The organism is Mesorhizobium sp. M0800, assembly GCF_040320095.1.
GTDB lineage: Bacteria > Pseudomonadota > Alphaproteobacteria > Rhizobiales > Rhizobiaceae > Mesorhizobium.
Genome location: NZ_JAMYOZ010000041.1, coordinates 1 through 14414, shown reverse-complemented (window position 1 = coordinate 14414; position 14414 = coordinate 1). Strand labels below are relative to the sequence as shown.

Genomic DNA, 14414 nt, shown 5'->3' with positions numbered 1-14414 from the left:
AATTCAGCTACACCCGCTCGTCGCCCCGCAAGTATCGCACTTCTCGCAAGTGCCGTTCCGCACCATCGTGAAGTTATGGCATTCCGAGCATTCGTTGCCGGTGTAGCCCTGCATGAGCGATTGCTGGCGCCGGTTGGCGGCAAGCGCTTTTGCCTCGGCTGCTTCTTTCGCGGCCTCGTCGGTGAACAGCTCCGTCGGGTCGGACGCTTCCGCGTAGATGATGTCCTCGACCAGTTCCCTGGCGCGCTCCTCGTAGTCGCGCTTGTAGGCGATGGCTTCGTCGCTGGCCGGTTTTAGCGTCAGCACGTTGGAGCCGGAGAAGGCGGTCGGGGCGGTACGGACTGGAATTCCGGAGCCCGAACCCGCAAAGCCCTTGGGCTCGGCACTCATGCCCGACACCAGCTTGACCGGCGAGGCACCGCGGGTGAGACCCTTGGAGAAGGGCGTCGCCTTGCCCTCGTTGATGCCGCGACCGAGTGCCGTCTTGTCGAAATCCGACTGGTCGACATGGGCGAGGTCGTGGCGGCCGAGATAGGAGACGGCCAGTTCGCGGAAGACATAGTCGAGGATCGACGTGGCGTTCTTGATGGCGTCATTGCCTTGCACCATGCCAGCCGGCTCGAATTTGGTGAAGGTGAAGGCCTCGACATATTCGTCGAGCGGCACGCCATATTGCAGGCCGAGCGAGATGGCGATGGCGAAGTTGTTCATCATCGCCCGGAAGGCCGCACCTTCCTTGTGCATGTCGATGAAGATCTCGCCGATACGGCCGTCGTCGAACTCGCCGGTCCTGAGATAGACCTTGTGGCCGCCGACGACCGCCTTCTGGGTATAGCCCTTGCGGCGGTTCGGCAGCTTCTCGCGGTCACGGTAGAGACGCTCGACGACGCGCTCGACGATCTTCTCGGTCACCTGCACCGCGCGCTGCGCGGCCGGCGCCGCAATCAGCTGCTCGATGGCTTCGTCCTCGTCGTCTTCGACGTCGGCAAGCAACGAGGCGTTGAGCGGCTGCGACAGCTTCGAGCCGTCGCGATAGAGCGCATTGGCCTTGAGCGCCAGCTTCCACGACAGCATGTAGGCGCCCTTGGCGTCTTCCACCGTTGCGTCGTTCGGCATGTTGATGGTCTTGGAGATGGCGCCGGAGATGAAGGGCTGCGCCGCCGCCATCATCATGATGTGGCTGTTGATCGACAGCGAACGCTTGCCGATCTTGCCGCACGGGCTGGCGCAGTCGAACACTGGCAGGTGTTCGGCCTTCAGGAACGGCGCGCCTTCCAGCGTCATCGCCCCGCAGACATGGATGTTGGCGGCCTCGATGTCCTTCTTCGAGAAGCCCAGCGCCGGCAGCATCTCGAACGAGAAATCGTTGAGCTGCTCATCGGTGAAGCCGAACGTCTCCTTCACCCAGTCGGCGCCCAGCGTCCACTGGTTGAAGACGAACTTGATGTCGAAGGCCGACTTCAATGCCGCATTGAGCGCGGCGATCTTTTCGTCGGTAAAGCCTTTTGCCTTGAGCGAGCCGGGGTTGATGCCCGGCGCCTGGTTGAGATTGCCGTGGCCGACCGCATAGGCCTCGATCTCGGCGATCTGGCTCTCGGAATAGCCGAGCGTGCGCAGCGCTTCGGGCACCGCGCGGTTGATGATCTTGAAGTAGCCGCCGCCGGCCAGCTTCTTGAATTTTACCAGCGCGAAATCGGGCTCGATGCCGGTGGTGTCGCAATCCATCACCAGGCCGATCGTGCCGGTCGGCGCGATCACGGTTGCCTGCGCGTTCCGGTAGCCGTGCTCCTCGCCGAGCTCGATGGCGCGGTCCCAGGCGGCCTTGGCGTGGTCGGCAAGCTCTTGCTGCCTGAGATCCGAGGCGACCAGCGGCACCGGGTTGACGGCAAGCTTCTCGTAGCCGTCCCTTTCGCCATAGGCAGCACGGCGGTGGTTGCGCATGACGCGCAGCATGTTCTGCGCATTGCGGTCATAATCGGGGAAGGCGCCGAGCTCGGCGGCCATTTCAGCCGAAGTGGCATAGGCCGTGCCGGTCATGATCGCGGTGAGTGCGGCGCAGATGGCGCGGCCCTCGTCGGAATCATAGGGAATGCCGGAGGTCATCAGCAGGCCGCCAATATTGGCATAGCCGAGGCCGAGCGTGCGGTACTCGTAGGAAAGCTTGGCGATCTCCTTCGACGGGAACTGCGCCATCATCACCGAAATTTCCAGCACCATGGTCCACAGCCGAACCGTGTGCTCGTAGGCTGATATGTCGATAGTGCCGTCGGCGTTGCGGTAGGGCAAAAGGTTGATCGAGGCCAAATTGCAGGCGGTGTCGTCGAGGAACATGTATTCCGAGCACGGATTGGACGCCCGGATCGCACCGGCCGAGGCGCAGGTGTGCCAGTCATTCATCGTCGTGTTGAAGTGCAGTCCGGGATCGGCCGACGCCCAGGCGGCATAGCCGATCTTTTCCCAGAGATCGCGTGCCTTCAGCGTCTTCAGCACCTTGCCGTCCTTGCGGGCGGTGAGATGCCAGTCGCCGTCCTGCTCGACCGCGCGCAGGAAATCGTCCTTCAGCGACACCGAATTGTTGGAATTCTGGCCGGAAACCGTGAGATAGGCGTCCGAATCCCAGTCGGTGTCGTAGGTCTTGAACGACATCGAGGTGTAGCCCTGCTTTGCAAACTGGATGACGCGGTAGATGTAGTTCTCCGGCACCGCGTCCTTCTTGGCCGCCTTGATCTCGCGCTTCAGCGCGGTGTTGACCGCCGGGTCGAAGCAGTCGTCGCCATTGCCTTCGCAGTTGATGCAGGCCTTCATGATCGCTTCGAGATGCTTCTTGACGATCTTCGAGCCGGTGACCAGCGAGGCGACCTTCTGCTCCTCATTGACCTTCCAGTCGATGAATTCCTCGATATCGGGATGATCGGCGTCGACGATGACCATTTTCGCGGCGCGACGCGTCGTGCCGCCCGACTTGATGGCGCCCGCCGCGCGGTCGCCGATCTTGAGGAAGCTCATCAGCCCCGACGAGCGGCCGCCGCCCGACAGCTTTTCGCCTTCGCCGCGCAGGAAGGAGAAGTTGGAGCCGGTGCCGGAGCCATATTTGAACAGGCGCGCCTCACGCACCCACAAATCCATGATGCCGCCGTCGTTGACGAGGTCGTCCTGCACGCCCTGGATGAAGCAGGCATGCGGCTGCGGGTGCTCGTAGGAAGACTTCGACTTGGTCAGCTTGCCGGTGAACGGGTCGACATAGAAGTGGCCCTGGCTCGGGCCGTCGATGCCATAGGCCCAGTGCAGGCCGGTGTTGAACCATTGCGGCGAGTTCGGCGCGACGCGCTGGGTGGCCAGCATATAGGCGAGCTCGTCGCGGAAGGCGCGCGCGTCTTCCTCCGACTTGAAGTAGCCGCCCTTCCAGCCCCAATAGGTCCAGGTGCCGGCAAGCCGGTCGAAGACCTGGCGGGCGTCGGTCTCGGAACCGTAGCGCTCGGCTTCCGGCAGCTTGGCCAGTTCAGCCTCGTCGGCGACCGAGCGCCACAGGAAGGAGGGGACTTGCGTCTCTTCGACCTTCTTCAGCCGTGCCGGGACGCCAGCCTTGCGGAAATATTTCTGCGCCAGGATATCGGCGGCAACCTGGGAGAACTGCGCCGGCACGTCGATGTTGTCCAAGCGGAACACCACCGAGCCATCCGGATTCTTGATCTCCGAAAGCGCCTTGCGGAATTCGATCTCCGCATAGGCAGATTGTCCTGGCTTGGTGAAACGACGCTCGATGCGCATTGGTCCGGTCCCTTTTGTCTACATATAGCGCTTTTCCCAGAGGATTTCTGCCCTCTTGGCGAAACGCGCATGGCCGCCGTCTGCCGGCGTTCGAAAACCGCCGGCTCTCATCATCACAGTCTCCGCCGCCCTGCCGGTCGAACCTCTTGCGAGGCCGCTGTCCAACGCGCTCACGGACCCTGTCGGTCCCTCAAAACTGAAAACTTTTTGTAACGCCCTCGGTCGAGGGAAATTCACATTATCTAGCGTCGAACCTACCTGCAAACACTAAATATAGTATTAACAGACAATTTATTCAAGTCCGACAATCCTCCCTTTCGCCACCCAAGGCTTCAAAATCCCACGCCTTCGCCGGCCTCGTAAACAGGCGGGAATGCGGCTCAAAAACGCACATATTCCGGGAAAAAGACCGGCCTCGAAACTTTTCCGGTCGCACTCTCAACAGGAGTGCATGGCCTATAAAAGGCGACTCGTTTTGCGGCGTCAAGGATTCGTTTGCGTAGCTTTTATGACCCCAACATCTTGTGTGTCACATATGTGGATAACGGGGATAGAAGCGGAGCGCGGCGAGGGAGGTTCGGCTCGGCGCGACGGTGCTTCGGCCACGGCATTCGCCGCACCTGACCGCGCCTATGCGCGACTGAGACTCAGGAGAACCGATGCGGATCCGCGCAGAAATGGGCGATGATCTGGCTGAGGTCGGGTTCGTTGACCATGCGCACAGCCTCGGCGGCGCTGACCCATTTGCGGCTGCGTGCCCGCTTTTCCTTCCACCGGTCGGCGACCTTGTCGACCTGCAGCGGGAACACCAGGACCTCGCACGGCACTTCCTCGCCGGAATCCAGCACCTTGGCATAGAAATAGCGGCCGGCCTCGTGATGCGAGATCGTGCCGCGCAGCCCAGCCTCCTCGCCGGCTTCGCGTGCCGCCGCTTCGCAAAGCGGCTCCTTTGCTTCCGGCCAGCCCTTGGGAAGCACCCAGCGGCCGGTATCGCGGCTGGTGATCAGCATGATTTCCACGCCGTCGCCGCTATCGCGCCAAGGCAGGGCTGCAACCTGCAGGCGGGACGGCACCGCGCCGAAGAGTCGCCGGACCCTTTCGGCCTTATGGTTGTGCGTCGTTGGCCTCGTCAACATCGGAGAAGCTTGCCCCAGCTTCCAGAATCATTTGCCGTCTCACGAATCTTACGGCTAATTATAAGCAATGAAAGTAAAAAATGTTTCACGGATCGGCCAGATTCCGTCAATCTGCGCCGATCTCAGCCTAACGGCGCGACTGCAGCAGCGTCGCGCCACGCCTTTATCGGTGTGCGGAGGTCCCCTGGGCGGACTCGGTGCATCAAGCGGCGTTGCCGCGAATCAGCCGGCGTGGTCGTCGGCGATCGGCTTCTGGTAGGTGAAGCCCATGTCCCAGGGAAAATAGATCCAGGTGTCCTGGCTGACCTCGGTGACGAAAGTGTCGACCATCGGCCTGCCTTTCGGCTTGGCATAGACGGTGGCGAAATGCGCCCTGGGCATCATCGCGCGCACTATGCCCGCCGTCTTGCCGGTGTCGGTGAGGTCGTCGATGATCAGCACGCCGGCCCCGTCATCGGCGAGCAGCGCCGGCGTGACCTCCTTCAGCACCTGCAATTGCCCCTGGCTGGTATAATCGTGGTAGGAGGCGACGCAGACCGTCTCGATGATGCGGATGCCAAGTTCGCGCGAAATGATAGCCGCCGGAACCAGGCCGCCGCGCGTGATGCAGACGATCGCCTTCCATTGCCCCTTGTTGGCGCCGGCAAGCCGCCAGGCGAGCGCGCGCGCATCGCGGTGGAACTGGTCCCAGGAGACCGGGAAGGCTTTTTCGGGCAGGGACATCTTTCGCGCACTCCGCAAAGCGCGCATCGCGCGCAGACACTATGGAATGCGCGCGGAATTAACTGGAAAGGCTTGGCCTTGGCAAGGGCGCGGCAAAGCAATTGTCCTGTCAGCTATCCCTGTGAACCTACCGCGACAGAAAGGCCGCCACGGGTGCGGTGCGCAGCACCGTTCGCGTCACCCCGCCGAACAGCAGCTGGCGCAGCCAGGAATGGCTGTAGGCGCCGAGCACGAGCAGGTCCGCACCCGACTCGGCGACCCTGGTCTGGATGATGTCGTCGACCGAGGCGCCGCCGGACCTCAGCACCGAGACGCTGACGGTCGCGCCATGCCTGGACAGCGAGGCGGCGATCTCTGCGCCGGCTGTTTCCGGCGCCTCGTCGAGCGTATCCGGCGGGTCGATGACGACGATGTCCGTCTTCTCGGCCTCGATGATGAAGGGCAGGGCATCGAAGGCCGCGCGCGCGGCTTCCTTGCTGCCGTTCCAGGCGAGCAGCACGTGCTTGAAGCTGGTGACCAGCGGACCCGAATGCGGCACCACCAGCACCGGCCGGCCGGCATCGTAGACCAGGGTGTCGACGTCGGCGCTCGGGTCGCTGCCCGATTCGCGCTGCGCGGCGATGATCAGGTCCGCGGTGCGAACGGTCGAGATGCCGGTCAGCGCACTGTCGCCGGAAAAACTCTCGAGACTGCGCCACTCGAACGACAGGCCGGAATTCTCGATGCGCTTGTGAAAGGCGGCCTGCAACTTCTCGGCGCGCTCCCGGTTCATATCGGCGGAAACCTGCAGGAACTCGGTGTCCGGAAAGCCGGTGGCAGAGGTGTAGGGCACGGGCAGCGCCTCGGCATGGATGCCGATCAGATGGCTATGGAATCGGCTGGCCAGCGGGATCGCGCAGTCGAGGACGCGCTCGGCATCCTGTTCATTCTGCAATATGGCGACGATGGTCTTGAAGCGCATGGCAGTCCCTCACTTCTTACGGCGATCCCATCCGTGACAAACGTCACTGCGCGATGCTGGTTCCGTCAGGCCGGCCGATCAGCCCACTCGGCTTGCCTTGATCAAGCCCGCCACCATAGCCTCTACGTCGGCGCGTGCGGAGTCCAGCGCCTGCTGGCTGCGGGCGCGCACCACCAGTTCCGTCCAGAACTTGCCGTCGCCATATTTCGGGTAGGAGCCGATGATCGTGTCCGGATGCGCCTTCTGGATGTCGCCCAGCGGCCCGCCGATCAGGCCTTCGCCGAACGGGCATTCCACGGTTGCCGACAGCATTTTGGTGCCGGCCCGCAATGTCGGCACGACATTGTCGAGCATCGCCTGGAAAATCACCGGCACGCCGGCCATGACATGGACGTTGCCGATGCGAAAGCCCGGCGCAACCGACACTGGATTATCGATGTGGTCTGCCCCGCGCGGCATCCGCGCCATGCGCTTGCGCGCTTCGGTGTATTCGATGCCGCGGGCGGCGTAGCTTGCCTCCAGCAGGGCGTAGGCCTTGGCGTCGTATTCGCATGGCACGCCACAGGCCTTGGCAACCGAATCGGCGGTGATGTCGTCATGCGTCGGGCCGATGCCGCCGGTGGTGAAGACATAAGTATAGCGGGTGCGCAGCGCATTCACCGCAGCGACGATCTCGTCTTCCTCGTCCGCAACGATGCGTACTTCCTTCAGGTCGATGCCGATCGCTGTCATAATGTCGGCGAGGTGGCCGATGTTCTTGTCCTTGGTGCGGCCGGACAGAATCTCGTCGCCGATGACGAGCATGGCGGCGGTGACGATTTCGGTCATGACTGGCTCCGGCAAACGGGTCGCCTGAGATAGCGCGGCAAACGGCCGGCGGCAATGCCGCCAAACGACGGATCTACCTGTGCCACCTCCCTTGCAGTGCACCCGTCCGCGGGTGATGCTGCGTGCCGGTTTGGAGCCCTGAGCAAGACATGCCGGCATCGATTCTGCTATGGCTACCCGGCGCGCTGTTTCTGCTGGCGCTCGTCGTGGCAGCCTATCCGATGCTGGCGACGCTGCGGATCGCGGCGAAGGCCGAAAGGCTGGTGCCGGCCAGCGGCAAATTCATCGAGATCGACGGCAACCGCATTCACTATGTCGAGGCGGGCAAGGGCCGGCCGATCGTCTTCCTGCACGGTCTTGGCGCGCAGCTTCATCAATTCCGCCACACGCTGTTCGGACGGTTCGGCCCGAACTATCGGCTGATCGCGCTCGACCGTCCGGGTTCCGGCTATTCGGTGCGGGCCAGGGGCGCCAGCGGGCGGCTGCCCGAGCAGGCCGAGATCGTGCGGCATTTTATCGAGGCGCTTGGCCTGGAAAAGCCGCTGATCGTCGGCCATTCGCTGGGTGGCGCCATCGCGCTGACGCTGGCTGTCGAGCATCCCGAGGCGATTTCCGGTATCGCCTTGCTGGCGCCGCTGACCCATCTGGAGCCGGACGGGCGCGAGAAGTTCGGCCCGCTATACGTCAAGTCGCCGCTGCGGCGCCGGATCACGGCTCATTCGGTGGCGATCCCGGCGGCTCTCAAATATGCAGAACGCACGCTGACCTTCATTTTCGCGCCGCAGGCGACGCCGGCCGACTATATGGTCGAGGGCGGCGGCTGGTGCGGGCTGAGGCCAAGCCATTTCTATGCAATGTCGACAGATGTCGTGGCCATCGAGCACGACCTTGGCCGCATCGAGCAACGCTATCGTGAGATCACCATGCCGGCCGGCATTCTGTTTGGTGCTTCCGACTTCGTGCTTGGCATCGATATCCATGGCTGGCCGCTGATGGAAAAGATCAGCGGGCTCGATTTCGAGCCTGCCGAAGGGCTTGGCCACATGCCGCAATTCGTCGAGCCGGAACGGGTCGTCGCTTTCATCGAACGCATTGCCGACCGCGCATTTGCGCCGAAGTCCGACACCGGCAGCTGACACCCTGCCGGAACCTCACGCATTCCTCACGCAAAGGTGTGCAAGCCTGTCTCCGACGCCAACGCCAACACGAATGTCAACGATCAATACGGCGGCAAGTAACCGGCCGTAGCCTCGGCCGCCATGGTGCCTGCCCCAGGCATTCCCGGCCGCCGGGAGTACCTCCGAACCCAATCACGATGCTGGCTATTCCTTCACGGCTCCGGTCATCGAGGAAACATAGTGCTCGACAAAGAACGAATAGAGCACCACCACCGGCAGCGAGCCGATCAGCGCTCCCGCCATCAGCGCCCCCCATTCATAGACGTCCGAGCGCACCAGCTCTGTGAGCACGCCGACCGGCACAGTCTTGTTTTCGGACGACTGGATGAAGGTCAAGGCGTAGATGAACTCGTTCCATGACAGCGTGAATGCGAAGATACCGGCGGAAATCAGGCCCGGCACCGACAGCGGCAGCACGATCTTGGTGAGTATCTGCCAACGGCTCGCCCCGTCGATCAGCGCGCATTCCTCCAGCTCGAACGGGATCGAGCGGAAGTACCCCATCAACAGCCATGTGCAGAACGGGATCAGGAAGGTTGGATAGGTGAGGATGAGCGCGAACGGCGTGTCGTAAAGTCCAAGGTTGAACACCATCACAGACAGCGGAATGAACAGGATCGAGGGCGGCACGAGATAGGCGAGGAACACCGCGAGGCCGACCTGCCGCGCCCCGGAGAACCGCAAGCGTTCGATCGCATAGGCAGCGAACACCGCAGCCAGCAGCGACAGGAACGTGGCGGCGGTCGAGATGATGATCGTGTTGAGCAGCCAGCCCGGATAAGACGTCTCGAAGAGCAGGTAGCGGATATGCTCGAGCGTCGGATGCACCACCCAGAACGGATTGAAATTGGCGTAGTCGGTCATCTCGAGGTTGGGCTTAATCGCCGTGATCGTCATCCAGTAGAACGGAAACAACAGCACGATGACGAAGATCAGCAGCGGCAGGTAGACCGTCACCACGCGGCGCGGCAAACTCTGCAGGTAGCCCATGCCGCCTTCGTCGAGTTCCGGGCGTTTGCTCGTTTCGATCGCGGTCATGTCAATCTCCGCCGCCCTGCTGCCATTTGCGACGCTGCAGGCCAAAATAGCTGAACAGGATCGCCGCCAGCAGGAACGGGATCATGGCAACTGCGATCGCGGCGCCTTCGCCAAGCTGGCCTCCGGAAATGCCGCGCTGGAACGACAGCGTCGCCATCAGATGCGTGGCGTTCACCGGCCCGCCGCGCGTCAGCACATAGATCAGCTGGAAATCGGTGAAGGTGAACAGCACCGAAAACGTCATGGTGATGGCGATGATCGGCGTCAGCAGCGGCAGCGTCACATAGCGGAACAATTGCCAGCGGCTGGCGCCGTCGAGCGTGGCGGCCTCGTAGAGCGACTGCGGAATCGTCTGCAGGCCGGCAAGCAGCGTGATCGCCACGAAAGGAATGCCGCGCCAGACATTGGCGGCGATGACCGAAGCCCGCGCATTCTCGGGATCGCCGAGGAAGTTGATGCGATGGTCGATCAGGCCCATTTCCATAAGCGCCCAGGACAGGATCGAGAATTGCGAATCGTAGATCCACCAGAAGGCGATCGCCGACAGCACCGTCGGCACCACCCAGGGCAGCAGGACGATCGCGCGGAAGAACGACTTGAACGGCAGGTTCTGGTTGAGGATAAGCGCCAGCCACAGGCCGAGCACGAATTTCAGGACCGAGGCGCTGATCGTATAAAGCAATGTGTTGAAGACGGAGAGCCAGAAGACGGCGTCATCCCACAGATATTCATAATTCTCGATACCGATGAAGATGCCGGGGCGGCCGATGCGGGCATCGGTGAAGCCGAGCCAGACGCCGAGCCCGAGCGGATAGGTCAGGAAGACCAGCAGCAGCGCCGCCGCCGGCAGCATGAAGCCGAAGCCAAGCGCGTTATGACTTTCGGACACGAACGTCAGAATGCGCGACAGCGCCGACCGGCGTGGCTGAGCGGCAGCGGAGGTCACGGCCATGGGTCGGCTCCTCTAAGTTCTCATTGAACGGCCGGGCGGCCATGCGCGATTCGAAGCCGGGCAGCATGGCTGCCCGGCTGAACCCGGCTCAAACGCGATAGTAGCGGTTTGCGCGCTTCTCGGCTTCTTCCATCGCTTCTTGCGGCGTCGCCTGGCCTGTCACCGCCTTGGCGAACATGTCGACCAGCACATAGTCGGCCATGGTCGCTGCCGAGGCATAGCCAAGCGGGCCGGCATAGCCGTTGGGCCGCAGCGTCGCCGAGGCCTTGGCGTAGGCGGCATTGTTCGGATCGGCCGTCCACACCGGGTTGTTGTCGAAGGCTTTGAGCGTCTGGCAGCAATAGCCTGCCGACGACGTGATCCACTGCGACATTTGCGGATCCTCGAACATGAACTGCAGGTAGGCCTTGGCGGCGTTGGGGTAGGGCGTGTAGTCGAAGATCACGGCCGTGGTCACCTGGAACAGCTCGACGGATTTCCCGACCGGGCCGATCGGCAGGTTGGTGGTGCGAATGTCCTTGGCTATCTCAGTGAGCTTCGGATCCTTGTCCTTGTTGATCTTGGCGGTGTTGTAGGCCGAAATGCCGTTGGCGATGACGCTCAATTGCCCGGCCAGGAAGGCGCGGTTGTTGTTGACGTCGAGCCAGCTTTCGGTACCGGGAATGAAGGTCTTGTAGAGCTCCTGCGCGTATTCGATCGCCTTGAGCGTCTCGGGGCTATTGATCGTCACCTTGCCGCTCTCGTCGACCATCTGGCCGCCATGGCTCCACAGCAGCCAGTGGGCGTAGTTGTTGCCGTCGCCTACGCCGTGGCCATGCGTGAAGCCGGCCGGGTGCCCCTTTGCCTGCAATGCCTTGCAAAGCTCGAGCAGGCCCGCCGTGTCCTTCGGAAATTCGGAGAAGCCGGCCTCCTTAACCCAGCTTTCGCGATAGACGATGGCATTGCCGATGGTCGCCAGCGGCAGGCCGAGGAACTTGCCTTGCCGTGTCGCATATTGGTGCGGTCCATCGTGCCAGCCGCCATATTTCGAGCCGAGATATTCGCCCAGTTCCGTCACGTCGTGCAGCTTGTCGGGATATTGGTGCGGGTCGTCGAACCAGACGAACATCAGGTCCGGACCGGAGCCGACATTGGCGGCGACCGCCGCCTTGGGGCGGATGTCCTCCCAGCTTTCCTTGTCGACGCGGACCTCGACACCGGTCGCTTCGGTAAAGCGCTTGGTGTTGGCCAGCCATTGATCCTCGTCGCCCTGCACGAAGGGCGACCAGCGCAGCAGCCTGAGCTTGGCGCCGTCCTCGGGCTTGTATTTCAACCCCTCCTGGGCAAAGGCGGGAGAGCCGATGAACCGGCTTCCCAAGGCTCCCGCCGCCGCACCGGCGGTGGTGCGGATCACGTCGCGTCTGGTGAATTTCATGCTCGCTTCCTCCTGCTTATTGTCCTTGCCGTCCTACTGCCCGATGGGTGTTTCGAACCGCTGTCCGGTTTCGCCGTGAAAGAGATGGATGAGGCCAGGCTCGGCCGTAAGCCGGATGGTTTCGCCTGGCGTGAAGGAATGGCGTTCCCGGAAGTTTGCGACGATCTCCTCGCCGCCGGCGGTGCGGCCGATGAGCTGCACTTCGGACCCTGTCGGCTCGACCACCACGACGGTGACCGGGATGCCCTGATGGTCGGACAGCCGTAAATGCTCGGGCCGTATCCCCAGCACGACCGGCTCACCATTGCCGATGGAAAGTGCCGAGGCCAACGGGACCGAAATCCCTCCGGCGCCGCGAAATGACGGCGAACCGTCGCTTACGATCTCGCCCCTGAGCATGTTCATGGCGGGCGAGCCGATGAAGCTGGCGACAAAAAGATTGTTCGGCCGGTCGTAGAGTTCGAGCGGCGGCCCGATCTGCTCGACGATGCCGTCATGCATGACGACGATCTTGTCGGCCATGGTCATCGCCTCGATCTGGTCGTGGGTGACGTAGACCGTCGTCGTCTTCAGGCGCTGGTGCAGTTCCTTGATCTCGGCGCGCATCTGCACCCGGAGCTTGGCATCGAGATTCGACAGCGGCTCGTCGAACAGGAAAACCTGCGGATCGCGCACGATCGCCCGGCCCATGGCAACGCGCTGGCGCTGGCCGCCGGAAAGCTGGCGCGGATAGCGGTCGAGCAGCGGCACCAGTCCCAGGATTTCGGCCGCGCGCCGCACGCCGGCATCGCTCTCCGTCTTGGGAACGCCCTTGAGCATCAGCGAGAACGCCATGTTCTCGGCGACCGTCATATGCGGGTAGAGCGCATAGTTCTGGAAGACCATGGCGACGTCGCGCTCCTTTGGCGCAACGTTGTTGACGACACGTTTGCCGATCGCGATCTGGCCGCGCGAGATCTTTTCCAGGCCGGCGATCATCCTGAGAAGGGTCGACTTTCCGCAACCCGAAGGCCCGACCAGCGTGACGAACTCGCCGTCGTCTATATCGACGCTGACCCCGTGCAGGACCTCGACGGTCCCAAATGATTTGTAGACATCGCCGATCGCGACAGACGCCATCGATCTCCTCCCGATTGATTCCTGCAACGACTTCGAAGGAAACCGCTTTCCTGCCTGGCCCGCGACAGCGCCCAGGCTCCTCCCCGGTCACGCGCTATGTGAGACGGTAGCGCTACCAAACCGACCTGTAAAGCACGCCGGCATCACTGGGATATCGACACACCTAATCCGAAACCTCGGTCTGCGGCCGGTCGCGGCCGTCGGCGAGCTCGTTATGCCATTTGCCGTCGGCGTCCTCGTACTGGATGCCGTCGGTATTGCCGGCGACCTGCTGTTCGGCCGAAGCGATCTCGGCGGCGCGCAACGCGTCCTGATGGGTGGGGAACGTTTCGGAGAATGTCGAGCCGACCTTGTAGGCCCAGCCTCCGTCATGCTCGACGATCTTGTAGGTCAGTTTCGCCATGAAACCCTCCGGTTGAAAGCCCATTGCCTCAATGCAGCCTATCGTCGGCCAGTCTGTCGTCTGGCAGCCTGTCGTCTGGGACCAGCACGTCCGATTCCCTGGCGGCTTCGATCAGTGCCCGGCGCGCATCCGCCGTCGAACGATAACCTTCCAGCACTTTTAGGCAAGTGTCGAGGGCATCACGATGACGCGGCCCGCGATTGAGTGGCCAGACCGTCATCAGGCACTCCGCCGCCTCCTGGGCGCTGCGGATCTGCCGATATTTGCCGACGTGGCCGAGTTCGACCACGACCGGCTTTTCAAATGGCTTGCTGTCCATCATCGCCGCCAACGCGGAGCGGCCGATTTGGTTGCAACAGCTATTTTAGCTCAGGCGAAAATAGCTCAATAGCCGCAGTCGTTGCGCAGCCAGCGTGCATTCGCCCAGCCGGTGCGGCCGCCGATATCGACCTGGTACCAGTTTCCGCGGCGGTCGAAGATCTCGGTTTGGTCGCCGTTGAACAATTGCCCGACCATGCGCGACGACGAGTTCGGCCGGGCCCGAACGGCGAGAAAGCCGCTTCCCGTCGCCAGATTGTAGTGCCTGGAAAGGCCGTGCACCGTGCCTTCGCAATATTGCGCCCCGGCCGGCGTCGGTGCGGCGAACGACAGCCCGGCCAACACCGCGGCAGCAGCCGCAGCATAAATCCCTCTGAAAGACATGGTTTCGCTCCCCCAGCTCAGCCGCGCCAGCCGCAGCCTTTGCGCATCATACAACTGCAGAGGATTAAAGCGAAGCTGTGGGGCGCCTTGGTAGATGGGGTATTCGGCTTGCGCCCCTTCTTCAACGGTGATGCAGGAAGGTGCTGCGCTTCGAGCTGATGATAGAACGTGGTCTGTCCAAACAGCCACAAG

13 protein-coding genes are annotated in these 14414 nt (G+C 62.6%); 1 reads left to right on the top strand and 12 read right to left on the bottom strand.

All coding sequences use genetic code 11. The features are described from left to right. Positions 1-3: 3 nt before the first annotated feature. From NKI18_RS29990 to NKI18_RS29970, 5 genes are all read right to left on the bottom strand, one after another. On the bottom strand, positions 4-3768 hold the full coding sequence (locus NKI18_RS29990; protein WP_352620658.1) for a vitamin B12-dependent ribonucleotide reductase: 3765 nt from the start codon (positions 3766-3768) through the stop codon (positions 4-6). Positions 3769-4415: 647 nt separating this feature from the next. Further along, a complete protein-coding gene (locus NKI18_RS29985; protein WP_352620657.1) occupies positions 4416-4904 on the bottom strand; it encodes an NUDIX hydrolase in 489 nt (162 codons plus the stop codon). A 222-nt stretch (positions 4905-5126) separates the two neighbouring features. After that, positions 5127-5627, bottom strand: coding sequence for a xanthine phosphoribosyltransferase (gene gpt / locus NKI18_RS29980; RefSeq protein WP_352481145.1), 501 nt, complete (start codon positions 5625-5627; stop codon positions 5127-5129). A 127-nt stretch (positions 5628-5754) separates the two neighbouring features. Further along, the gene (locus tag NKI18_RS29975) at positions 5755-6588 is read right to left on the bottom strand and encodes a universal stress protein (protein ID WP_352620656.1); all 834 of its coding nucleotides are present in this window, start codon (positions 6586-6588) and stop codon (positions 5755-5757) included. Between the two features lie 78 nt (positions 6589-6666). After that, positions 6667-7416, bottom strand: a complete 750-nt coding sequence (locus tag NKI18_RS29970) for a competence/damage-inducible protein A (protein WP_352620655.1) — start codon at positions 7414-7416, stop codon at positions 6667-6669. Between the two features lie 149 nt (positions 7417-7565). On the opposite strand from NKI18_RS29970, the gene NKI18_RS29965 reads away from it, so the two are divergent. Next, on the top strand, positions 7566-8552 hold the full coding sequence (locus NKI18_RS29965) for an alpha/beta fold hydrolase (RefSeq protein WP_352620654.1): 987 nt from the start codon (positions 7566-7568) through the stop codon (positions 8550-8552). 186 nt (positions 8553-8738) lie between these two features. Here the strand turns inward: NKI18_RS29965 and NKI18_RS29960 are convergent, their stop codons facing one another. From NKI18_RS29960 to NKI18_RS29930, 7 genes are all read right to left on the bottom strand, one after another. Then, positions 8739-9632, bottom strand: coding sequence for a carbohydrate ABC transporter permease (locus tag NKI18_RS29960; protein WP_352620652.1), 894 nt, complete (start codon positions 9630-9632; stop codon positions 8739-8741). Position 9633: 1 nt separating this feature from the next. Beyond that, positions 9634-10485: a carbohydrate ABC transporter permease gene (locus tag NKI18_RS29955; RefSeq protein ID WP_502893743.1), complete on the bottom strand. Its 852-nt coding sequence runs from the start codon at positions 10483-10485 to the stop codon at positions 9634-9636. A gap of 187 nt (positions 10486-10672) precedes the next feature. Further along, positions 10673-11998 carry an ABC transporter substrate-binding protein gene (locus NKI18_RS29950; RefSeq protein ID WP_352620650.1) on the bottom strand — a complete coding sequence of 442 codons (1326 nt, stop codon included), beginning with the start codon at positions 11996-11998 and terminating at the stop codon, positions 10673-10675. A gap of 33 nt (positions 11999-12031) precedes the next feature. Next, complete coding sequence (locus tag NKI18_RS29945; protein WP_352620649.1) at positions 12032-13117, bottom strand: ABC transporter ATP-binding protein; 1086 nt, start codon at positions 13115-13117, stop codon at positions 12032-12034. Between the two features lie 163 nt (positions 13118-13280). Continuing rightward, positions 13281-13520: a DUF2188 domain-containing protein gene (locus NKI18_RS29940; protein ID WP_352620648.1), complete on the bottom strand. Its 240-nt coding sequence runs from the start codon at positions 13518-13520 to the stop codon at positions 13281-13283. A gap of 28 nt (positions 13521-13548) precedes the next feature. After that, positions 13549-13842 carry a DUF982 domain-containing protein gene (locus NKI18_RS29935; protein ID WP_352620647.1) on the bottom strand — a complete coding sequence of 98 codons (294 nt, stop codon included), beginning with the start codon at positions 13840-13842 and terminating at the stop codon, positions 13549-13551. Between the two features lie 62 nt (positions 13843-13904). After that, positions 13905-14222 carry an SH3 domain-containing protein gene (locus NKI18_RS29930; RefSeq protein WP_352620645.1) on the bottom strand — a complete coding sequence of 106 codons (318 nt, stop codon included), beginning with the start codon at positions 14220-14222 and terminating at the stop codon, positions 13905-13907. Positions 14223-14414 lie beyond the last annotated feature (192 nt).